Genomic DNA, 22979 nt, shown 5'->3' with positions numbered 1-22979 from the left:
ACTTATTTTTTCAGAACTATCTGTCGTAATTCATTTAATTCCTGCCGAAGCGCTGCAAGTTCTTCATTACTTTTTTGCAGGTCGATAATGTACAACGTCAATTCTTCAATTTTCCTGGTTTGAAGGGACAGGAATTCTTGAAGTGGTATACCGGCTTGTGCAATTTGCTCGGATGATGGAAAGTTTGGCAAATGCCGGTTGGCATGAATAAATCGTTCTAAATCAGCTAAAGGAAGCAGCCTATACGAAGGCTCAAACACATAATCAGCCCAGGAATTCGGATCAGCCGCCTGTACCAAAATATCCTGTATTTCAACCAAACCATCCTGATTTACTGTAAGGAACTTTTGGTCTGTTTGCTGATTTTTAAGCTGAGAAAATACCAAGCCTGAATTACCCGCTTGCCCGCTATTGATTTCTACCTTCGCCTGTGGGGTATGGGTGCCAATGCCGAGTTTTGTGCCTTCATTGCCCAGGATCAAGGTATTTTTTTGGTCAGAATTTAGCGCAACATCCAATCCCAAGGCCAGATTTTCTCGCTCATCCCACTGCAAAAGTGGTCGATTCTGAATCTGTATGGAATTGTCAAAAGCCAAAAAGTTGATATTCCCCCGGATAGTGAGCCGCTGATTCGGAAACGCCGTGCCAATTCCGACTTTCACCTGTGAGGTATCACCCAGCACCATGCCATCCTGAACACCCACTTTGGCATTATGACCAATAGCCGTAGCTCGCTGTAAGGTGGGTCCTTGATTTCCCAGGCCATCCGTCCCAAAACCAACGTAAGTATTGCCCGAACCGGCAGTATTTTGAAACCCTACGGATTTACCCAGAAAAACATTTCGATCACCCGTGTTTTTATAGCCCGTGCTATCGCCCATCAGGACATTGGCACTACCCATGCTTCCCGGCTGTTGGTTGCGCTGTCCGGCAAAATTTCCGATCACTATGTTTTCGGAGCCAATTGTATTGTAATAGGCAGCAAAACTTCCCAGGAATATATTGTCCCGTCCGACTGTATTGAGAAATCCGGCACTCCGTCCCAGAAAATTATTTCGTAATCCTGTGGTATTGTTGTGACCTGACTTACCACCAATAAATACATTGTTACTTGCAAAATTCTTAAAACCAGCACTATCACCTACCATTATGTTGTTGGTGCCAATACTGCCAAAGGTGCCATTGCGAAAACCAGTAACACTACCAATTGCGACATTCATGGAACCAGTGTTGTTGCCCTCCCCGGCGCGGTGGCCCAAAAAAACATTATGACTTCCGACGGTGTTGCCGAAGCCGGAATTATAACCCATAAAAACATTAAATCCTCCGGTTTGAGTAAAGCCACCCGCACTTCGTCCGATCATTATATTGTGTGAACCTGTGGTAAGGATTAACCCTGCGTGCTTGCCAATAACTACACTATTTTGACTTGTCATGTTGACGGCTCCTGCCGAACTACCAATCAATATATTGTCTGTTCCGAAGTTATTGACAACAGGCTCCACAACTCTAATAGTTTGAGCCCTGAGTTGAGTGGCGATCAGTACGAAGAAAAAAAGTAGCAGAGATTTCATAGATTTTGTCGGGTTTATTAGGGTGAAGTTTTTCCGGGAGCGTTCCACAGTTTGCTAAGTTAAACCTATCTATATAAAAAAATTTGTATACTGAGTAATTGGTTAGCTTTCCTGGTCATCAGGTATTTTTCCATTTTCAGGTGGTATAATCTGAAATTGAGACGTGCACGACATTTTAGGTTTGCAAGAAGACTTAGTCTACTATTTTCAACTGGTAAGGACTGGAAAAGACAGGTGAATGAAAACACTTGGTACTTCCAGTGCGCAGATAAAGCGCCTACATGTTATATTTTAAAATTTCGACCTAAATTTTCCAGCTCTTTTCAGTTCAAACTCAGAGTTTCCAGTGGACAGACACATCTTTTTTCCTAGTATAAGAATTGAGTTCCGGACTTTTTATGGAACAGACCGATCATATTTTCAAATTAGTAACTTATTTTTACATAATCATTCTGTCTAATTGCTCACATTAGTATACCCAAACGATTGAGTTGAATCCATTTTGTATGAAACAGAAAAAGGTGTTGGCCGCCTGTGGGCCATTTGTAGTACTTCTTGCGCTTTCCTTCGGCAGCGTTTTTGCCCAAAAAACAACCCAAAGTACGCTTACTTCTGCGGACGCCTTTATACTCAAAGAGCAGGAACGGGTGGTATTTCTGGGCAATTCCATTTTTGAAAATGACTTTCAGTTTGGCTATCTCGAACTCGCCCTGACAACTCGCTATGCCGGTCGAAACATTACATTCCGAAACCTTGGCTGGACGGGAGATAATGTATGGGGAGAAGCCCGGAGCACGTTTACCAATCCTCCCACACCCTACCAACACCTTATGAATCAGCTCAATAAAGCTCAGCCAACGCTGGTTTTTGTAGCGTATGGCGGTGTAGAGGCGCAGGAGGGAGAATCAGGTTTGCCCCGTTTCAGGGAAGGACTAACAAAATTGCTGGACCACCTCGACTCTTTGGGCGCAACCTCCATTCTGCTTTCACCAACGCCGGTACAATATGCCGATTCGTCGGCCAATGTGTCGGGAAGAAATGCTGATTTGAGACGCTATGCCGCCGAAATTTCTGCGACTGCCAAAACCCGCGGACTTCGGTATGTGGATATCCTGACCCCGCTGACAGAGATCAGTAAGTCACAATCTATCCTGGAAAATGGCGTTCATTTGAACGAATTGGGATATTACCATTTGGCGGGTATTTTAGAAAAAAATCTGGGCCTGACCCCACGCTCACAGTCGGTTTCGTTGCAAATGAAAAAAAACGGAGTAAAAGCTCCGGCATCAGTGCAAATCCTGGAATCAGAGCCCAACTCCATCATACGCTTTGCAATGGAGCCCGGTTACCTGCCGCTTCCTGCTCCTCAGTCCGGCCAACTACCAGATGGTATGCTCCCTACCCTCGCTATTTCTGGTTTAAGAAAAGGTGTATATGCCCTCACGGTTAATAATCAATTGGTCGCAACGGCTACTTCACACGCATGGGAAAAAGGGATTTCAATAACAGAAGGGCCTGCATTTGTACAAGCTGCTGCTATTCGGGAAATGATTATCAAAAAAAATGAACAGTTCTTTTTTCAATACCGACCCTTGAACCGAACCTACATTCTGGGCTTTCGTGCCTATGAACAGGGACGTCATGCGCAGGGACTGGAAGAACATAGTCTTATAATAAAATGGCTGGAAGGACAAATTGCGCTTAAAAGTCTCCCAAAATCAAATGTGTATCAACTTAGTCTGGTGAAATAGCATGAATCGCAACTCTTTTTTTACTGATAAATTTCGCAGCCTATGGTTTGCTTCCCGAAGCACTATGACCAAAATCTGCTTTTTGCCACTTTTGGTACTTATTACCGCCACAGCTCCGCTCGTTTCCACCTCCGATGATCCCGATCCGGATGTACAGCGGGAATTGGAATCCTTTAAAATTGCCGATGGTTTTGAAGTTACACTTTTTGCATCAGAGCCACTTGTCGCCAAGCCTATACAGATGAATTGGGATGCCGAAGGACGTTTGTGGGTGGTAAGCAGTACGGCGTATCCGCACCTGAAAACGGGCGAGGAAGCCAATGATAAAATATTCGTTCTGGAAGATACGGATGGTGACGGGAAAGCTGACAAATCAACGATTTTTGCCGAGGGCCTCATTACTCCAACGGGGATTTTGCCGGGAGATGGCGGTGTGTACGTAGCTAATTCAACCGAAATCCTGCACTTTATGGACACAGATGGCGACGGGAAAGCAGATAAAAAACGGCGGATTGCGCATGGGTTTGGTACGGCCGATACGCACCACCTGATTCATACTTTTCGCTGGGGTCCCGAAGGACATTTATATTTCAATCAATCGATTTATATATTTAGCCACGTAGAAACTCCCTTTGGCGTCAAACGACTGGAAGGCGGTGGCGTGTGGCAGCTCAACACCAAAAATCTGGATATGAATGTCTACGCCCGTGGGCTGATCAATCCCTGGGGTTTGCAGTTTGACCGTTGGGGACAATCATTCCTTACCGATGGAGCAGGTGGCGAAGGAATCAATTATGCCTTTCCGGGAGCAACCTTTGTAACTGCCCCCGGCGCGGCACGGATTCTCCGTGGACTCAATCCCGGGCAGCCCAAACACAGTGGTCTGGAAATCGTTTCGGGCCGGCACCTTCCGGATTCGTGGCAGGGCAGCCTGATAACTAACGATTTCCGGGCAAATCGCATCAATCGTTTTCAGCTGGAAGAACAAGGCAGCGGATATGCTTCCCGGCAAGTGGAAGACCTTTTATGGACCGATCACGTGGCGTTTCGACCGGTAGACATTTCCGTCGGACCCGACGGAGCGATTTATGTAGCGGATTGGTACAATCCAATTATCCAGCACGGCGAAGTAGATTTTCATGACCCGCGCCGCGATCAGCAGCGGGGGCGGATTTGGCGCATTGTGGCAAAAAACAGACCCCTGGTCAAAAAGCCAAATCTGGTAAAAGCCACAATTGCTGAACTCCTGGAAGCCCTGAAACTACCCGAAGACTGGACCCGCGCACAGGCCAAACAGGTACTGAAAGCACGCGGCAAAGCGGAGGTGATTCCTGCCTTGCAAAAATGGGTACAGGACCTTGACAAATCACAGGCCGACTACGAGCACCATTTACTGGAAGCTCTGTGGATGCACCAAACGTTTGATGTACTGAACGAACCTTTGCTTCAAACGCTGCTGGCAGCCCAAAAACCGCAGGCAAGAGCCGCTGCCGTTCGGGCGCTGGATTTGTGGTTCCCGCGTCTTTCAGATCCTGAAAAATTGCTTTCCAAAACCATTACCGATAGTCAACCGCAAGTTCGGCTCGAAAGTGTCATCGCCCTTCGAAAGGTAAAAACGCCGGAGGCTGCCCGTACTGCACTTTCAGTGTTGGATAAACCAATGGATGAATTTCTGGATTTTGCCCTGTGGCAAACCGTTCGTGAATCAGAACCTTTGTGGGCTGAGCAGTTGAAAACTACTCCAAATTATTTTGGAGATGTCAAAAAAACAGTATTTGCACTGAAATCTACCAGCAGTGCTTCGGCAGTTTCACAACTTACCGGACTATATGCAACGGATCAGATTCCGGAAGAGTACCGAAAGGATGTTCTTGGTTCGATCGCTAAATTTGGCAAACCGACTGATGTAACACAGCTATTCAATAAAGCAGTGCAGGATATTTCAACCCAATCCAAACATGCTGCCAACGAACTCAGTACGCTGGAAGATGCCGCAAGGCGGGGCGTAGTTCCTGCTGACGATATCCTTCGCATTAGCCAATTCATTACCCACGAAGACGATGCCGTTAAAAATTCCGCTATCCGGCTCATCGGCCTTTGGCGGCTTGATGCGCTCAATAATCAACTTGTAAGTTTGGCACAAAAAGGAAACAAAAGCGTCCGTCAGGCTGCTCTGGCAGCTTTGGTTTTGATGAAAAGCGAAGAGGCAAACACCGCCTTACTGGCAATGACTACCGGCAAAAATCCGGTCGATTTGAAGTTGGCTGCTACTGCACAGCTTGCATCTGCAAATGCTCCGCAGGCCGCTCGTATTGCAACAGAACTCCTGCGGAGTCTGCCTGCTGAAACCGACGTCACAGACTTATACAAAGCATTTCTGGGAAATAAAGTGGCGACCAAAGCACTGGCAACTGCCTTGAATTCTCAGAATATTCCGGAACAGGCCGCTATGGAAGGCCGGAAAATTCTTCAGCGTTCGGTACCCTTTAACCGTCGAAACGGAGAAGACGTGCTGATGCTCGTTCAGGCGCTTGAAGCGTCAGGGGGCGTACTGCCTATTGAAAAAATGCCTCAGGAACTTACCGACGCCGAAATCAGCAGTTTGGCCCAAAGCATCGCCACGGCAGACGCCGCCAAAGGTGAACTCATTTACCGGCAAAGCAACCTGGCCTGCCAAACCTGTCACGCCATTGGAGGAGCTGGCGGGCGAATTGGCCCCGATCTGAGCAGCCTGGGTACAAGCTCTCCCGCAGAAACGATCATTCGCTCCATTTTATACCCCAATCTTTCCATCAAAGAAGGCTATGAATTGCAGCGGATCATTAAGAAAGACAAAGGAGAAACCATGGGTTATCTGGTGAGTAACGGCACAGCCGATCTGGTGATCCGGGATGTAAGCGGGCAGGAAGTATCTATACCCAAAAGTCAGGTTGAGGCGATTGAGAAAATTCCTGGCTCGCTTATGCCACCGGCCCTAACCGCTGGTCTAAGTCAGGAAGAATTTAAAAACCTCGTCGCATTCCTTTCTAAAATGGGTGAATCAGGACCTTTCCGGGTTCCAAATAATCGCCTGATCCGCAACTGGAAAACGATCAGTCCGACACTCGGAACCCGGCAAAGTGTAGCCGCAGAAGGTCCGGTTTATATTGCCAAAATCAGTGCCCGGAGTGCCTTTTTCCCAGTTTTTAGTAAAGTAGCCGGGGATGTTCCTATGGCAGACCTCCCAATAATTGATGCCGGCACCAATAAAAAATATAGTTTTGTCCGTTTTGACCTTGAAGTAGTTAGTGCGGGTGTACTTGCGCTCGAATTTAATTCAAGCGCTGGAATTTCAGCTTGGGTCATGGGCAAAGAGGTGAAGCTTCAAAACAAACTATTGAGTACGAACCTTCCGGTAGGTGTACATACCTTCACTGTAAGTATTGACCGGGGAGTGTTTGTGGAAGAATCTTTGAAAATTCAATTGCAGGATGCCCCATCCGGCGGAGCCCAAACCCGGCTCGTGATGAGCAGGTAGCATAATTCAAAGCAAAACGCATGCAGCGCCTGTTGGGCGCTGCATGCGTTTCTTTTTTGCCAAATACCTAAAAATTTACGGGTCCGTCTGCAAGTATCTGTTTTTTTACTCAGAATAATCAAATTAAAAATGTCTTTGTAACAATTATCACGTTTTCGACCATTGCAATTATTCACCTTTGTCTTAGAATTAATTATCACGTAAATCTAAATGACCATGTTTGATTTTTTTAAGACTAAGAAAAAATATGAAAATGCATCCGCCGAGAAATTCCAGCAACTGATGCAGGAAAATCCTGACGCCGTGATTCTTGACGTTCGCACAGCAGGCGAATTTCGTCAGGATGCGATAAAAAAAGCCCGCAACCTGGACATGATGAGCTTTGACTTTGGCCAGAAAATCGGACAACTCGACAAAGATAAAACGTATCTTGTGTACTGCCGGAGCGGCAACCGCAGTGCCCGGGCCTGTGGTTTGATGGCTGATGCAGGCATCGAAAAAGTGTATAATCTTTCGGGAGGAATCATGAGCTGGCCCTACTGATCGAATCATGACTACACTACTCAAAAACTGGGATTTTATCCGCGTATTACGGTTGGCCATGGCTCTATGGATTGGATATTCGGCCATTATCGATCAGCAGCCATGGCTTGGAGTAATGGCGGCTTTCCTGGGCTATCAGGCAATTTTTAACGTCGGATGCTGCGGAACCGCCGGTTGTTCGGTGCCCGGACGCTCTATCAAAGACAATACAGCTGAAACAAAAGAAATTGATTATGAAGAAGTTAAGCCTTTATAAGTGGAAAATTGCCGGTACGTTGCTCGGTGGTTTGGGTGGATACCTGTATTGGAGCCAAATTGGCTGCCTGACCGGAACGTGTCCACTCAAATCGCAGTGGCAAACGATGGTTCCTTATGGATTGTTGATGGGTTATTTGTTAACTGACCTGATCGAAAATCTGAGCCAGAAGCTGGGCGGCAAGTCGGCTGATAGTATATAGTTTTTACCCACACTACCCTTCTTTCTCTGATTGATTTTTAATTTTCTAAAACCACTTTTTCTTGCATGGAAAACAAACCTCTAACAGAACCCAACCCATTTACCAAACGCCTGCTTCGAACCCTGAAAGTACTCAATACGCTTTTTGTGCTTTCGGTACTTTCAACCCTCGGGATCATTGGTATGTACTATTTTGGGATTCCAAACTGGTTTGAGCAAAAATCTGTGCAGGCCGAAGTCCCGGCAGAACAACCCAATCCTGACTTTACCGATCTTCTAACCGCACCTTCCGAAAGGCGCCTGCTGCGACTGCCCCCGGCACAGCGGCAACTTGTGGAATATGGTCGTGAACTCATAGCGCACACCTCCGACTACCTCGGCCCGAAGGGAAGCGTGCTCGCAAGTTCCAACGGTATGAACTGCCAAAACTGTCATTTAAATGCCGGAACGCAGCCTTGGGGCAACAACTATCTGGCCGTACAGGCAAATTATCCAAAATTCAGAGCGCGCTCCGGGCAGGTTGAAAATCAGGTAAAACGGGTGAATGACTGCTTTGAAAGAAGTCTGAACGGAAAAGCACTGGATTCAACAAGTCGTGAAATGCAGGCCATTCTGGCCTACATTGCCTGGGTGGGTACGGATGTTCCTGCGAAAACTACTCCCCGGGGTTCAGGCATATATAAACTAAAAAATCTGGACCGGCCAACGGACCCGGTAGCGGGTAAACAGGTGTACGAATTAAAATGCCAAAGCTGCCATCAGGCAAATGGTGAAGGAGTGATGGCCGCCAACGGTAAGAGCTATACGTACCCACCGCTATGGGGCGAGCACAGCTACAACTCCGGTGCAGGGCTTTACCGGATTTCAAATTTTGCAGGGTACGTAAAGTACAACATGCCTTTCGGCATTACTTACGAACATCCGCAACTTACTGACGAAGAATCGTGGGATGTAGCCGCATTTGTTAATTCTCAACCCCGGCCTGCCAAAGATTTGTCGGCCGATTGGCCCGACATCGCCGCCAAACCATTCGATCATCCGTTTGGTCCCTATGCAGATCCATTTTCCGAAAAACAGCATAAATTTGGACCCTACGGCCCGATTCAGGCGTGGAAAAAAGAACATGCAAACAAAAAATAGCGTAGGGTTGCTACCATGTAATTAGCCTGACGAATAGAATTTAGGTGTATGGCCACAAGAATATTTCTCTGCTTATTTATTTGCTTTAATTCCTTTCAAGATATTCAGGCGCAGGATATTCATCAGTCTTTTTACTGGATTCGGTATTTCAATACACTCCATTTTTCGCCCCGCTTAACCTGGCAAAATGAAGCCGATACCCGGCATTTTTTCAGTAATAATAAACAACATCAGGCGATTTTTCACAGCCGGCTTGCCTACAAAATCCGTCCGAAACTTCAACTAGCAGCAGGCTTTACGCATTCGCTCCAACGGCCTAATGATCCACAAGTATCGCCGCGTCAGGCCAAACCTGAGTTTCGCGGGGTACAGGAATTTACTTACAATACAGAATTCCTGCATCCAACCTTTGAACTAAATGGCCGCATTCGTACGGAACAGCGTTTTTTAGGCACAAAACCAATTGCCGAAGACCAAACCTACACGTTCCGATTCCGGCATCGCTACCGGCTTCAATTCAGTTACCTGCTCAAACCTGCCAAACTTGCTTTGCGGGTGTCGGACGAAATCCTGGTCAATACAACCGGAACTAATCTTTTTGGTGACCTCGATCAAAACCGGGTGTACGTGTGCCTTGAAAAGAGATTTTCTCCTGTTTTTGCTACCGAAATTGGCTACCTGCATTTAAAACAGCCAATCACCGACAAACCTCAGTCCTTTCAACGCGACATTGTCCGGCTGACATTCTACCATAGCGTGAATCTTGCCCGGGACCCGTAGAACCTGGAACTGTTCAAAAAGTAAAACTGGCAAAGTAAGCAGTCATTATTTCTAAAAAATCTGTTTGGAAATAGGCAAAAAAAACGGTTCTTTTCATTTCTAAACCGAAACCTCTTGCCCTTGTCATCATGCGCCATTTTCTATTTTTAGGTTTGTTGTTTTTTGTCTGTACCACGAGTCACGCACAATCACTTTCTGACAAACTTAAACAACTCCCGATTTATCAAACTTTCACCGATCCTCAGCCTGATTGGCTGCTTGACTCTCAGCCTTATACGGCCAGAATTTTTCAGGATTCGCAGGCCAAAGATCTCGTGCTTGGCAACGGACTGATCAAACGCCGCATCCGGTTGTCTCCCAATGCAGCCACGGTTGACTTTCAGAATCTCAAAACACAGGAGCAATTTATTCGCTCCCTTAGGCCCGAAGCACGGGTTACGATCAACGGGCAAACGCATGCCGTTGGCGGGCTGTATGGCCAACGGGAACATGCCTATTTCCGGGAAGAATGGCTTGATACCCTGCGCGCCAATACTTCTGATTTTCAACTCATTGATTTCAAAATAACTGACTTTACTCCTCGTATAGCCTGGAAACCTACCACCTGGTCTTCCTCTACGGCTTTGCTCAAAGGACAGCAAGTGACGTTATTTTTTACATCCTTACAAATTCCCGAGGTTTTAGTGCAGGTACACTATGCTGTTTACGATGGTATGCCGGTACTTTCCAAGTGGGTTACGGTGCAGTCAATTGGCCAGAAACCAGTGGTTGTTGATCAGATTGTTCACGAAATTCTGGCCACTCCCGAAGAAGAATCGGCCGTGGTAGGCTCGCCGGACCAAATGAAAAAACCGCAGAAATTGTACGTGGAAAGCACCTACGCGTTCAATAACGCCATGCGCTACGAACTTTCGGATCAGGCGACGCACTGGAAACGTGATTCGCTGTATAGCTCGCAGGTAAATTACAACTATGACACACCCTGTTTGCTGGAGGTTTATCCCAAAGGCGGAATTGGTCAAACGCTACAACCCGGCCAAAGCATCCGCTCGGTAGAAAGCTATGAACTTCTGCTGGATGGCTACGACCGCGAACGAAATGGGCTGGCCCGGCGACGCATGTACCGGAGCATTGCACCCTGGATCAATCAAAATCCGATTTTTATGCATTTGGTCAGTACGGAGCCTGAGCAGGTAAAAGCCGTCGTGGATCAATGTGCAGAAACAGGCTATGAACTCGTCATTCTGAGCTTCGGAAGTGGCCTGAATATGGAGGACACATCAGCAGTTAACATTCTGAAATTTAAGCAACTGGCAGACTACGCCCACGCCAAAGGCATTAAACTGGGGGGCTATTCACTGTTTAGCAGTCGGCGCATCGACGATGCCACTGACGTGATTGACCCCGTTTCGGGTTTGCCCAACAAAGGCGCCCAATTTGGTCATGCGCCTTGTCTGGCAAGTCAGTGGGGCCTGGATTATATACAAAAAATCAAAACGTTTATTTCCAAAACCGGCTTTGACCTTCTCGAACACGACGGCCCCTACCCCGGTGATTTGTGCGCCTCCACCATGCATGCCGGACATCAGGGTCTTGCGGATTCCCGCTGGGCGCAGATGGAGCTACAAAAAGAACTTTATAGCTGGCTGAACGAACGGGGCGTCTATATTAACGCTCCGGATTGGTATTTTCTGGATGGTACGCACAAAATTGCGATTGGTTACCGGGAAGTAAACTTCTCCCTTTCAAGGCAGCAACAAAAGATTCTTAACCGGCAAAATATCTTTGATGGTACCTGGGAAAAAACTCCTTCGATGGGATGGGGATTTGTGCCCCTGACTAAGTATCAGGGCGGCGGACCCGAGGCCGTTCTTGAACCTCTCAGCGAACATCTTACCGACTACCTGCAGCTCATGATGCAGTACTATGGCGCGGGCGTTCAGGCCTGCTACCGCGGACCAAGGCTTTACGATACGCCGGAAACCAAAGCCACCGTACAACAAGTCGTAAGTTGGTACAAAACCTACCGGCAGATCCTGAATGCTGACATTATTCACCTGCGCCGGGCCGATGGCCGCGACTGGGACGGAATCATGCATGTAGATCCAAATCTACCCCAAAAAGCCCTGATAATGCTCTACAATCCCTTAAAACAGCCCATTACCCGCAAAATTCGTATACCTCTTTACTACACCGGCCTAACTACGGAGGCACGCATTCGGGAAATGGACGGAGCTACACAAACGTTGACGCTTAACCGGGCTTTTGAAGTAGAGCTACCAGTCAGGCTGGCAGCGGAGGGGTACAGCTGGTTTGTCGTTGAGTAAAGAGCCATTTGTTATAAATATCTGTAACTTTTCAAATCCAATTCCCGCTGAAAACCTAATCCAGCTATCTCATTCGTATATATTTATTGAATTTTGAACACGGTTTAATAAAAAAACTATGACAGGATTTAATAGAATTTCCACAACGCATTTTGGTAAACTCGTGACAATTAGTGATTCAGTTATTATCAATTAGTAAAGTTTAATTCGTATTAAAAGTTTGTACATTTATACATACCTAAATCACAACCAAACGCTATGAAGCAGGAGATTATTAATCTGTACGACGAATATACCCACAAACCCCTAAGCAGACAGGAGTTTCTGGGCCGGCTCAGTAAGCTAACGGGTGGAATGACAGCCGCTTTGGCGGTTTTGCCTTCGCTGGAAGGAAATTACGCTCAGGCCCAAACCACCGCCGAAGACCTTGTCACCGAGTACATCACCTATCCGGCTGTCAGCGGTACGATGCGTGCCTACGTAGCCTATCCGGCAGCGGGACATGCAAAGGCCAAAAAATCCTATCCCGCTGTGGTAGTTATCCACGAAAACCGGGGCCTGAATGCACACATTGAGGATGTTGCCCGGCGCGCCGCACAGGCTGGATTTCTGGCAATTGCCCCCAATGCCATTTCTGTTTTGCCCGACAAACCTGCCAATGAAGATGAAGCCCGGGCACTTTTTCCCAAACTCGATCCTCAGGAAAGCATCACCAATTTTGCGAAAGCTTTTGACTATTTATCCACTCGAAAAGACACGACCGGAGCTTTTGGTTGTGTGGGTTTTTGCTGGGGAGGTGCCATGGCCAATAACCTGGCAGTTCAGGTTCCCACACTGAAAGCGGCTGTTGCCTTTTACGGTCGTCAGCCCGTAACTTCGGAAGTTCCAAAAATTCAGGCCGCCGTGCAGCTTCACTATGGCGGACTCGACGAACGCGTCAACGAAGGCGCCAAAGCCTATGTAGATGCCTTGAAAGCCCACGGAAAAACCTTCGAAATGTATATGTACGAAGGAGTAAATCACGCGTTTCATAATGATACCTCTGCCGCCCGTTACGATGAAAAGGCGGCTACTTTGGCGTGGCGACGAACAATTGACTTCTTTGAAAAATACGTCATTTAAGTAGCTATGAGCATTTAGCGATTAGCTGTTAGCTTTTTTATTTACTTGATTTTCAGGGTATTGTAATAAATTTTTTGTGTAAAACAGTATAATCTAATTCTGCACGATTACTTAAGTATTTGAGTAAATTTAAATTATGTCTGAAAGTACCACAAAGTCTTGATTTACAATAACATATCCCCTAATGGCTAATGACCTAATTCCTAACAGCTACTTTGGTAATTGAGTGTATTTATGATTGTCTGGGCATTAGAAATAACTTTCTTCTGGTGCCTAGACATCTTTACTTATACATAGTTAATATTTTTAGCATCCCTGACATTTTAGCTATTATTGTAAATATCTAGTCATTTTCTGCATATTTTTTGGGAGTTTGGTTAAAGATTTGGGCTATACTTTGCTTTTACCTATCTATACAACTTCCTGAAAATATGATTGATCGTCGAGAAGCCTTAAAAAAAGCGGTCCTGCTGGCAGGTGCCGGTTTTTCTCTTCCCTCTTTGCCACTTTTCAAGCCCCTGTACCATTTAGGTGCCTGCGATTGGTCTATTGGCAAGCGCATGCATGTCGAAACCTTTGAGGTTGCCCGCCAAATTGGTTTGCAGGGGCTGCAGATCAGTTTTAACACATCCGAAAACGAACGCGGACTAGCCGATGCGGCTACGCTTAAATCCATTCAACAGGCTTCACAGCGATCGGGAATTCCGGTTTCTAGCCTGGCAATCGGTGAGCTTAACCGCGTTCCCTATAAATCGGAGCCCAAAACCGAAGAATGGGTTTGGCAAAGTGTAGAGGCTGCCAAAGCACTGAAAGCGCCGATTGTTTTGCTGGCATTTTTTAATAATGGTGATCTGCGCAGCGACTCAGCCGGGAAAACCATGGTAATTGAGCGCTTGAAAAAAGTAGCGCCTTTTGCCGAAAAACAGGGTGTTACTCTCGGGATAGAATCCTACCTGAGCGCTCAGGAACACGTTGAGATTATTGAAGCCGTAGGTTCATCTGCGGTAAAGGTTTACTACGATTTCCGGAATTCGGCAGACGCCGGCTATGATATTTATAAAGAAATTCTGTTTCTGGGCAAAGACATGATTTGTGAAATTCACATGAAAGAAAATGGTCAAAGGCTTGGGGAAGGTACACTTGACTGGACCCGAATCGCGGAAGCAATTAAAAAAATTGAGTATAGCGGCTGGATGCAAATTGAATGGGCCACGCCAAAAGGCGTAGATATGGTAGAATGCCATCGCCAAAACCGCGCGTTTCTGGAACGTCTGTTTACTTTTTCCTGAATTGAATTTTCGTTAACAACCTGATATATGAAGTTAAATAAAAAGAGTACCTGGGCTCTCAGCGGCTTTTTTTTACTGGCCGGGGGGCTTGGGTTAGGATTGATTCAACCTACCGAAGATCCATCGCACTTGTATTTGCCCGATGATCTGGAAGCCACACTTTGGGCCGAAGCACCGATGCTGTACAATCCAACGAATATGGATATTGATGCCAAAGGCCGGGTTTGGATTACCGAAGCGGTGAATTATCGTGATTTTAAAACCAACCCCGAGGATCGTTTGTCGCATGCCTCCAAGGGTGACCGGATAATGATTCTTGAAGACCGTGACGGGGATGGCAAAGCCGAAACTTCGACGGTTTTTGTGCAGGATACTTTGCTGACTGCGCCTTTGGGTATTGCCGTTATTGGCAACAAAGTCTTTGTTTCCTGCGCCCCAAATTTAGTTGTGTATACCGACGAAGACGGCGATGACAAACCCGACAGGCGCGAGGTATTTCTGACGGGTTTCGGAGGGTTCGACCACGATCATTCGCTGCATTCGCTGGTGGCCGGGCCGGATGGCCGCTACTATTTCAATACCGGAAATGCCGGGCCTCATACCGTTACGGACAAAAGCGGCTGGACGCTCCGAAGCGGGAGTTTATACTACGGAGGAACTCCGTATAGTACATCAAATCAAGGCAATAGAAAATCCGACGATGGCCGGGTTTGGGTAGGCGGACTCGCCCTGCGTATCAACCCGGATGGAACGGGGCTTAAAGTGATGGGGCACAATTTCCGAAATAGTTACGAAGTTTGTCTGGACAGCTACGGCAACATGTGGCAAAATGACAACGACGATCAGGTGATTACCTGCCGGGTTTCGTTCCTGCCCGAAAATGGAAATGCCGGTTATTTTTCCTCGGATGGTACCCGCTACTGGCAGGCAGACCGCCGACCCGGACAGTCGATGTTTGATGCGCATTGGCATCAGGAAGATCCCGGTGTAATGCCGGCCGGAGATAATACCGGCGCCGGCTCTCCCACCGGAATCGTGATGTACGAAGGGGATGAGCTGGGGGCAGAGAACCGGGGCACTCTGCTGAGCTGTGAGGCGGGTCGCAATGTTATTTTTTCCTATAAACCCGTTAGTAAAGGCGCTGGATTTGAGCTGAACCGAACCGATTTTATCCGTTCTTTTCCCAAAGCCTCCGAGCGTTACGAGTGGTTTGAGACCGATACCGACACCCGAAAATGGTTCCGTCCGTCCGATGTTGCCGTGGGGCCCGATGGAGCAATTTACGTAGCCGATTGGTACGACCCCATCGTGGGCGGGCATGCCATGCAGGATAAAAAAGGATACGGCAGAATTTTTAGAATTACACCCAAAGGTAAAAAACTTCGGACCCCTACACTGGATCTCACCACCGTATCCGGACTGCTGAACGCCTTGAAAAGTCCGGCAGTAAACGTACGAATGCTGGGTTTTGAGGGACTTCGGTCCAAAGGCGACGCAGTGGCCGATCAGGTGGCGGCACTTCTTACCGCCCCCAATCCCTACCACCGGGCAAGAGCCATATATCTACTGGCGCAGCTCGGACCGGCAGGTAAAAAGATCGTCAGATCACAGCTCAGTTCTCCCGAAGCCGCACAACGCCTGACGGCTTTCCGCGCTTTACGCGCCATTGAAGACCCAAATAACCCCGACCTGTCAATCTATACCATCCTCGCCCGTGATCCCGATGCCGCCAATCGACGGGAGGTGAGTGTTGCCCTGAGGGATATTCCGTTTGAGAAAAGTAAACCGATACTTAACGAACTCATTTCCCGGTTTCAGGGTACAGATCCCTGGGAACTCGAAGCATTGGGGACCGCTGCCGACGGAAAAACCGAGGCCGTCTATGCGCTGGTAAAAGAGACCTTTGACTCCAAACCTACCGAATGGTCTGCCGCCCGGGCCAATCTAACCTGGCGCCTACATCCTTCATCAGCTGTGGATGATCTTAAAATCAGGGCTTCTTCTGCGAATGTAAGCGATACGGAGCGCCGCAAAGCCCTGACAGCTCTGGCGTTTATTCCACAAAAAGAAGCTGCCGATGCCATGCTTTCGCTGACCAATTCTACCTTGCCTGATGTCTCAACGATGGCACTTTGGTGGCTTGATTTCCGCAAAACCAATGATTGGTCACAGGTATATGACTGGGAAGAAGTAGCCGAAAAAAGTATGACGCCAGCCTATAAGGAAATGATAGAATTGCGAAAGGTGGTTATGAACAAAACCGCGACCGACCAGGAGCGTCAGCAAGCCGCTTTGCGGATGGCTCAGGACCCAAATGGTGGCAATATGCTCATCGAAATGAAATCGCAGGGACAATTGAGCGGATCTATTTCAAACGCCGTTGGTGAAACACTTTTCAACAATCCGGATCAGAACGTTCGGGTGCTGGCGAGTCAGTATTTTACCCGCAATGGCAAGGCGCTGAAAGTTGATTTCATTGCCCGAATGAGCTCCGTCCCCGCTCAGGGCAAAACCCTGTTTACAACCTACTGTGCTTCCTGCCATACCCACGGGGAGTCCGGTGGGGACATTGGTCCGGACCTGACGATGATTCACAAAAAATTTGATAAAATAAGCCTGCTTGATGCCATCATCAACCCTTCGGCCAGCATGGTTTTTGGATATGAGGCCTACACCTTTACGACCAAAAAAGGAGAAAGTATCTTCGGTTTTCTGCTTAGCGACGGGCCAACGATTGTCGTCAAAGATGCAGGCGGACAACGGCATACGCTAAAAGCGGATCAGGTAGTAAAGCGGGAAAAGCTTCCCAACTCGCTCATGCCCGACCCTACGGCGTTGGGGCTGGATGAGCAGAAATTAGCCGACATTTCTAGTTACTTACTCCAATTTTAATCAAATGCCCTGCACTTTCAGATAAATTTTAACCTGAAAGTGCAGGGCAATAATTTTCGTTAGAAAGGTAGCTTAGATGGGGCCTCGTTCGAGAATTTGGATCATATTTCCTTCTCCATCCAGCGCGGTACGGACTTTTCCCCCGCCAATTGCCTCAATTATTTCACTCTCCCAGCGAATTCCCTTACGATCCAGAAATGCTACGGCCTGCTCCATATCGGCAACTCGAATCGCCAAATGCGACCAGCCCGGTGTCCAGGTAGTGCGCGTCTGACGAAGCGTATCATCTTTGGGCATTACTTCCAGTAAGGTACCATCCGGTGCTTTCAGCATCCAAACGGGTTTTGGGTGTTTGAACCATTTCTCATACCCCAAAAATTCACAGTACCAGGCGCTGAGAAATTCAACATCATCAGCGGCAATTGCGGGATGATCGATTCCAATTACATTTAGTTTTTCTGTACTTCCCATAATATTTTTGCGTATCGTTTTCCCAGTTCCCGGGCCGAAGCCGTATCAAAATGCGTTTGGTCGCCTTTGTCGGTTAGCCCGGCAGCAGAAACCATGTATACATTCGGATGCGACTGCGGAAACTGAGTCATTATTTGGTTGATGGTGGCAGCCTGTGGTTGTTTATTGACAAAAAAATCTCCCAACGTCCCGATTAGTATCGGCGTTTTGGGAGCCTTCAACTCTTTGCGGAGCCGTTCAAAAAATTGTTCCAGTTTTTTTTCGTACACCTCGCTTTTCTGCACAGAACTATCCGACTCGCCCTGATGCCACAGAATAGCCCGGATTCGTCCCTGTTTGGTAGCTATTTTCACCCGTTCAATCATCGCGTCATAGGGGTAAATCCCCGTTTGGGCATGTTTGGCGCCCGGTTGCCAATCGTCGATTCCGCTGCCACCTACGGCACAGGGAATCAGGCCAATTGCTTTCGTATGTCCGTAGGTTTTTAAGGCCTCTGCAAAAGCAAGGCCCGGACCAACGCCCACAACTCCTGGTTTATCAAAGTGCAGCGGATCGCTGGCCTCCTTCCATTTCCCCTCCGCATTGATTGCCCATATTCCCGGCATTGCCTGATGAGCATCTACTGCGCCGCGGCCCGCCATGTTGGATTGGCCGATTAACAGATAGAGATCCATCTTTCGGGGAGCAAGCTGTGCACCCGAGAGCAGCATCCAGCTAAAAAAACCTAAAAGAAAAATACCCGGACGTTTGTTCAAAAGCTGCATACACTACTAATGTTTTGACTTGAAAACTACAAAAAAGGACGGCCCCAGGACCGTCTCGTTTTTGTGACAATGTACTTGGAAAAGCATCAGCAGACGTTTTTCTCCTTTCGTTGCTTTATTTTATGCAGGTAAAATATTCTCCTGATCGCTGTAATCAGGATGTTTGTAGATGGATACACCATTGTAGGTTTGAACAACAGGTTCCTGCTGAGGTTTGAAGCGATGAAAAGGCAAGGCTTCTTTGGTAGAATAATGGCAAACAAACGATTTGCGGGTCTTATCCGGATTTGTAATCAGGCCGCCGCCGTGGGCCAATGCCGAATGCCAAATGAGCACATCCCCGCGTTTTATCAGGAGGGTTTCCTTTGGATAGCCTTGTGCCACGCACTGCGTATCCAGGTAATTGGCAAATTCAAGCGGTGTTCTTTTGGATCGGTTCGTGAATAAAATTCCGTTGCTAAAATTAAATTTAGGTAGTTTGTGCGAACCCACATAGTAGTACAACGGACCCGAATCAATCGTAATATCTTCCAGAGGAATCCATGCCGCAGCCAAATGACTTGCGATTTTGGCGGTTACCCACGGAAAATCCTGATGCGTAGGCTGCTGACTCCCGTACATAAACGTCAGGCTTTGCATGACCACTACCTGCTGTTGAAAGATGGCTTCCAGAAAATTGGTAATTGCCGGATGCGTCATCAGGTTTTTGCCAGTCTCCGACAAATGATGAAAATCGTTAAGCTTTACGTACTTTCCTTTTAGATCTTCCTTGGGGAATTCGCCGATCAGCCGTTCCTGATTGGGCTCAAACTTAGGAAGGTCAATACGAGTCATGAGTTTATACTTTTCGGGATGTTCCAGCAACTCTTCCACATCTTGCCAATAGCGCGCAATCAACTCATCAGAAATGGCTTTCTCCAAAATTACATACCCATTTTTCTGCCAGAATCTCAATTTCTCTTCCAGATTGTAGGTCAGAGGAAAACGGGGTTTAAACTGTCGGACAAACGCTGCAACATCGGCAGCTGAATGATCGATCCAGGGTAGCTTTTTTGGATCAAACTCAGTCGGAGGAAACAGGTCTGCCTGAACCTGAGTTGCTTTTCGTTTCAGTTTCGCTAATAAACTCATAAGAAGTGTGTTAAGTTAGGGGATTGGTTGAACATTGCCGCTTTTGGGACGTCCTGGGAAATAATCTTTAAAACTACTAATTATTGGAGAATAGTTGAGGATAGTTAGTAAAAGGCATTGTATCAACTCTGTGAATTTGAGCCACTACGCTGTCATCGCCTGGTCTAGCCGAATAGAATACAAGCTGAAATTGGAAGTTTCTTTACAATTTTTGGGCTACCTGAGGTTTATATACGCCTTTGGTGGTGAGCTTACAGAATAATTGAAAAGAGGCCCGTAAAAGCCACTGCATTACCTATTTTATTCCACAAAATCCACTCCGGTTGAACGTGAGAATTAGAAAAGTAACGGATTATTTACGTCGCCGTTATTTTCAGTGATCTTGCCTGCGTCTGTTATTTTGTAAAAACATACATTCACGATTCTATAAAAAAAACCGCAAAGAACGAACTCTGCGGCTTTTGATAGAATACAAGTTATAAATTACCTGGCCGAATCACCCATCCAGGATTTGCGCAATTCGAGTTCTTTTGCCGTAGGACTCGCAACAGGTTCCAGGGTTGGGAAAGTAATCGTCGTTTCGCGCAGGTCGGCGGTAAGTTTTACTTCCGAAGCCTCATCGGCTGCTGCTTTGCGCTTTACGGTAAACGATACCACGTCACCCTTCTTAAATTCTTCGTCATAGCTCTGCAACACAGTCGCGTAAGTCTCCACTGTAAACGGCTGATCGTTTATTGCCACAATCTCATCCATTGGCTGCAAACCCAGTCGTTTGCCCAAATCCGTAGCCATGCTTGTGTTGGCAATCATGATGTTTTTTGTGCCGGGAACAAGGGCAAAATTTACACCAAACGCTTTTTCTACTTCCTGCTTTTGCCCTTCGGCTTCAAAGGTAATACCGATGTTAGCAAACAATTCTTTCAAAGGAAGCGGCTCGCCCCCTTCTACGTGACGACGGAAAAATTCGCGGATTTCCGGATAGGTTAGTTTAGTAATCTGATCAAATAGCTCATCATCTTTAAATGATTTATCCTTTCCATACATTTTGGATAAATCCTTCATCAAATCTTTTGTTCCGTAGGAGCCACCCGACAGCTGCCGTAGTTTTAGATCCAGGCTCAGTCCGATCAGCGCCCCTTTTTCATAAACATTGGCATATTCGTCTTTGTAGGTTTCCAGTACATTTTCTGACATCAACGTAAAAGACAGCGTATCACTGTATCGTGTGCGGGCATTTTCAATTTTTTCAGTTTGGCGATCCAGGTAGGTTGTCAAATCGATGATTCCGGCCTGCAATTGCGCATGATGTGCAGCGTATTCGGTCAGGCCTTCGTACAGCCACAGGTGTTTGGACATCTGTGGCTGTATGTAATCGAAATTGCCAATTTGCTCACTATGAATATTGAGAGGGGTCAGGATGTGAAAAAACTCGTGAGCGGCCACATTTTTCATCGTTTCCGACAATTGGGCAGCCGAAAAAGTTTCAGGAAGATAATAAAACGATGACAGCGAATGTTCCAGCGCACCGTAGCGGGTGAGGTCTTTGCGGTCAGACATGTAAATGATGAAGGCATACTTGTCAATCGGCAAAGTTCCGCCCAAATAATCTTTCTGCGCTTCCAGTACCGGTAAAATATCAGCAGCCAAATCTTTGGTAGCGAACTTGTTGTTGGGCGAAAACACCGAAACAAGAATATCGGCATTGCCCACTTTAAGCCAAACCGTATCGGGCCGGTTGTACATCATAGGTGCATCGGCCAGCTCGTGGTAGTCGCTGGTAACATATACGTCCGGACCAGCATTCCCTTTGGTTTGGTTGACCAGCGCGGTCGAGCCATAAAACCCGTCGGGTTTGGTAATGCTCACGCGGTAAGGCATTTTTTCCATGCCCGAAAAATACCCGAAAAAGCCAAATGAATTCAACACAAAAATCGTGTCTTCCTGGATATTGGTCCCACTTGGTTCAAATACGTCTTCTTTGATTTCCGGCGAATCCCAGGTATCATCAATCTGGTAGGAAATGCGGTGCAGTTTTTTTGCTTTGGCAATTTTCCAACTGTTTTTTTCCAGGCGCTCTACGCTCAAAGGATTTCCTTTTTTATCAAATGCCTGAAAATTACTGGCATAGGAGCCGTAATTATTGATAGAGTACGTGCCCGGCACAATTTTGGGTAAATTGTAAACCGCCGTTTTTTTCTTAATGGGTGGTGTCAGCAGCTCAACCGTAAGCTTATCGTCTTTTGGCTGCGTCAGGTCAAGAGAAAACTGGTATTCTTTTTGGGCGAATCCCGAAAGGCTGACCGTAAGCAGTCCAAGGAGAATCAGATAATTTGCTGTTTTCATTCTTTGAAAAATAGAATTATTTAATGTTCAGGTAAAAATTAGTGTAAACACTTGTAACGCAAAGTAAATATAAATAAGTATCTTCTTACTAGAATTACCCGGACAAACGGCTAAATTTCAGGATAAAACGGGACAACTGTAAACATAAATTTTTCATGGAAGATTTTACGCGACTAATGACGCCAAGCCTGGAAGGAAGTCTTTCGTTTGGCTGGGTTAAGTTTTCACATACAATAAAAGAAAATAAATGCCTGCGAATGCACAATCCTTAGCGGTCGCTGACCCCACATTGGCGGCAATTATCAGCCAAATTCCCGAGCCGAAGGTAGTTTCTACCATGAATGTTTTTCAGGATTTATTGAGCTGTATTATCGAACAGCAGATTCATTACCGAAGTACCAAAAAAATATTTGAACGCATGCTGAAGCGTGCGGACATTACTATTCTTACCACCGATAATTTTGAACAGTTTGAAGAAAAGGCACTTGTACACATAAAGGTGTCCCTGCGTAAACTTGAAACGGTGGTGGCGGTGGTTGATTTTTTTAAAGAAAATTCTGTTGACTGGAATTCGTTAAGCGATCAGCAGGTCAGAAAGAAGCTATCGGCGATTCGGGGAATCGGCGACTGGACAATCGATATGATCCTGCTCTATACGCTGAATCGGCCCAATATTTTTCCTGCGGATGATTTTCATCTCAAAGAACTGATGATCAGGCTCTATGGTCTGAATGCCGCAACAAAACTTAAAGCCCAAATGATGGAAATTGCTGAGAAATGGAGCCCCAATAAATCATTGGCAGTAAAATACCTTTTGGGTTGGAAAGAATTTCAGAAACAAAAAGGAAAATGAAAATGCCAGGCCGTTCTCCTCTTTT

At 46.7% G+C, this 22979-nt stretch carries 17 protein-coding genes; 12 read left to right on the top strand and 5 right to left on the bottom strand.

What is annotated here, in order from left to right; genetic code table 11:
- Window positions 1-2 precede the first annotated feature (2 nt).
- Entirely contained in the window at window positions 3-1574 is a 1572-nt protein-coding gene (locus EZE20_RS05270) for an autotransporter outer membrane beta-barrel domain-containing protein (RefSeq protein WP_132115266.1), read from the bottom strand.
- 506 nt (window positions 1575-2080) lie between these two features.
- Between EZE20_RS05270 and EZE20_RS05265 the strand changes: the two genes are divergently transcribed.
- The 11 genes from EZE20_RS05265 to EZE20_RS05215 all read left to right on the top strand — a co-directional run bounded on the left by EZE20_RS05265 (window position 2081) and on the right by EZE20_RS05215 (window position 17392).
- A complete protein-coding gene (locus EZE20_RS05265) occupies window positions 2081-3325 on the top strand; it encodes a GDSL-type esterase/lipase family protein (RefSeq protein WP_132115264.1) in 1245 nt (414 codons plus the stop codon).
- A gap of 64 nt (window positions 3326-3389) precedes the next feature.
- A complete protein-coding gene (locus EZE20_RS05260) occupies window positions 3390-6842 on the top strand; it encodes a PVC-type heme-binding CxxCH protein (RefSeq protein ID WP_132115262.1) in 3453 nt (1150 codons plus the stop codon).
- Between the two features lie 216 nt (window positions 6843-7058).
- On the top strand, window positions 7059-7385 hold the full coding sequence (locus EZE20_RS05255; protein ID WP_132115260.1) for a rhodanese-like domain-containing protein: 327 nt from the start codon (window positions 7059-7061) through the stop codon (window positions 7383-7385).
- A 7-nt stretch (window positions 7386-7392) separates the two neighbouring features.
- Entirely contained in the window at window positions 7393-7641 is a 249-nt protein-coding gene (locus EZE20_RS05250) for a hypothetical protein (protein ID WP_132115258.1), read from the top strand.
- Window positions 7619-7843 (top strand): hypothetical protein, encoded by a 225-nt coding sequence (locus tag EZE20_RS05245; protein WP_132115256.1) that lies wholly within the window; start codon window positions 7619-7621, stop codon window positions 7841-7843. Before EZE20_RS05250 ends, EZE20_RS05245 begins: the two co-directional genes overlap by 23 nt.
- A 65-nt stretch (window positions 7844-7908) precedes the next feature.
- The gene (locus tag EZE20_RS05240) at window positions 7909-8982 is read left to right on the top strand and encodes a c-type cytochrome (protein WP_132115254.1); all 1074 of its coding nucleotides are present in this window, start codon (window positions 7909-7911) and stop codon (window positions 8980-8982) included.
- A gap of 48 nt (window positions 8983-9030) precedes the next feature.
- Window positions 9031-9762, top strand: coding sequence for a DUF2490 domain-containing protein (locus EZE20_RS05235; RefSeq protein WP_132115252.1), 732 nt, complete (start codon window positions 9031-9033; stop codon window positions 9760-9762).
- A gap of 128 nt (window positions 9763-9890) precedes the next feature.
- Window positions 9891-12089, top strand: coding sequence for an alpha-galactosidase (locus EZE20_RS05230; RefSeq protein WP_228713564.1), 2199 nt, complete (start codon window positions 9891-9893; stop codon window positions 12087-12089).
- A 258-nt stretch (window positions 12090-12347) separates the two neighbouring features.
- Window positions 12348-13211 (top strand): dienelactone hydrolase family protein, encoded by an 864-nt coding sequence (locus EZE20_RS05225; RefSeq protein ID WP_132115250.1) that lies wholly within the window; start codon window positions 12348-12350, stop codon window positions 13209-13211.
- A gap of 431 nt (window positions 13212-13642) precedes the next feature.
- A complete protein-coding gene (locus EZE20_RS05220) occupies window positions 13643-14500 on the top strand; it encodes a sugar phosphate isomerase/epimerase family protein (protein ID WP_132115248.1) in 858 nt (285 codons plus the stop codon).
- A gap of 27 nt (window positions 14501-14527) precedes the next feature.
- Complete coding sequence (locus EZE20_RS05215; RefSeq protein WP_132115246.1) at window positions 14528-17392, top strand: PVC-type heme-binding CxxCH protein; 2865 nt, start codon at window positions 14528-14530, stop codon at window positions 17390-17392.
- A 72-nt stretch (window positions 17393-17464) separates the two neighbouring features.
- Here EZE20_RS05215 and EZE20_RS05210 read toward each other — a convergent pair whose 3' ends face one another.
- The 4 genes from EZE20_RS05210 to EZE20_RS05195 all read right to left on the bottom strand — a co-directional run bounded on the left by EZE20_RS05210 (window position 17465) and on the right by EZE20_RS05195 (window position 22101).
- Complete coding sequence (locus EZE20_RS05210) at window positions 17465-17863, bottom strand: VOC family protein (protein ID WP_132115244.1); 399 nt, start codon at window positions 17861-17863, stop codon at window positions 17465-17467.
- Window positions 17842-18627, bottom strand: coding sequence for a sialate O-acetylesterase (locus EZE20_RS05205; RefSeq protein WP_132115242.1), 786 nt, complete (start codon window positions 18625-18627; stop codon window positions 17842-17844). Before EZE20_RS05205 ends, EZE20_RS05210 begins: the two co-directional genes overlap by 22 nt.
- Before the next feature lie 120 nt (window positions 18628-18747).
- On the bottom strand, window positions 18748-19758 hold the full coding sequence (locus tag EZE20_RS05200) for a phytanoyl-CoA dioxygenase family protein (RefSeq protein WP_132115240.1): 1011 nt from the start codon (window positions 19756-19758) through the stop codon (window positions 18748-18750).
- A 483-nt stretch (window positions 19759-20241) separates the two neighbouring features.
- Complete coding sequence (locus EZE20_RS05195; RefSeq protein ID WP_132115238.1) at window positions 20242-22101, bottom strand: M61 family metallopeptidase; 1860 nt, start codon at window positions 22099-22101, stop codon at window positions 20242-20244.
- Between the two features lie 247 nt (window positions 22102-22348).
- Between EZE20_RS05195 and EZE20_RS05190 the strand changes: the two genes are divergently transcribed.
- A complete protein-coding gene (locus tag EZE20_RS05190; protein ID WP_132115236.1) occupies window positions 22349-22954 on the top strand; it encodes a DNA-3-methyladenine glycosylase family protein in 606 nt (201 codons plus the stop codon).
- The last annotated feature ends 25 nt before the right edge of the window (window positions 22955-22979 follow it).

The sequence above is a fragment of the Arundinibacter roseus genome (assembly GCF_004348825.1).
In the GTDB taxonomy this organism is placed as follows: Bacteria; Bacteroidota; Bacteroidia; order Cytophagales; family Spirosomataceae; genus Arundinibacter; species Arundinibacter roseus.
Note: the sequence above shows the minus strand (reverse complement) of the source record. Positions and strands in the feature narration are given on the sequence as shown.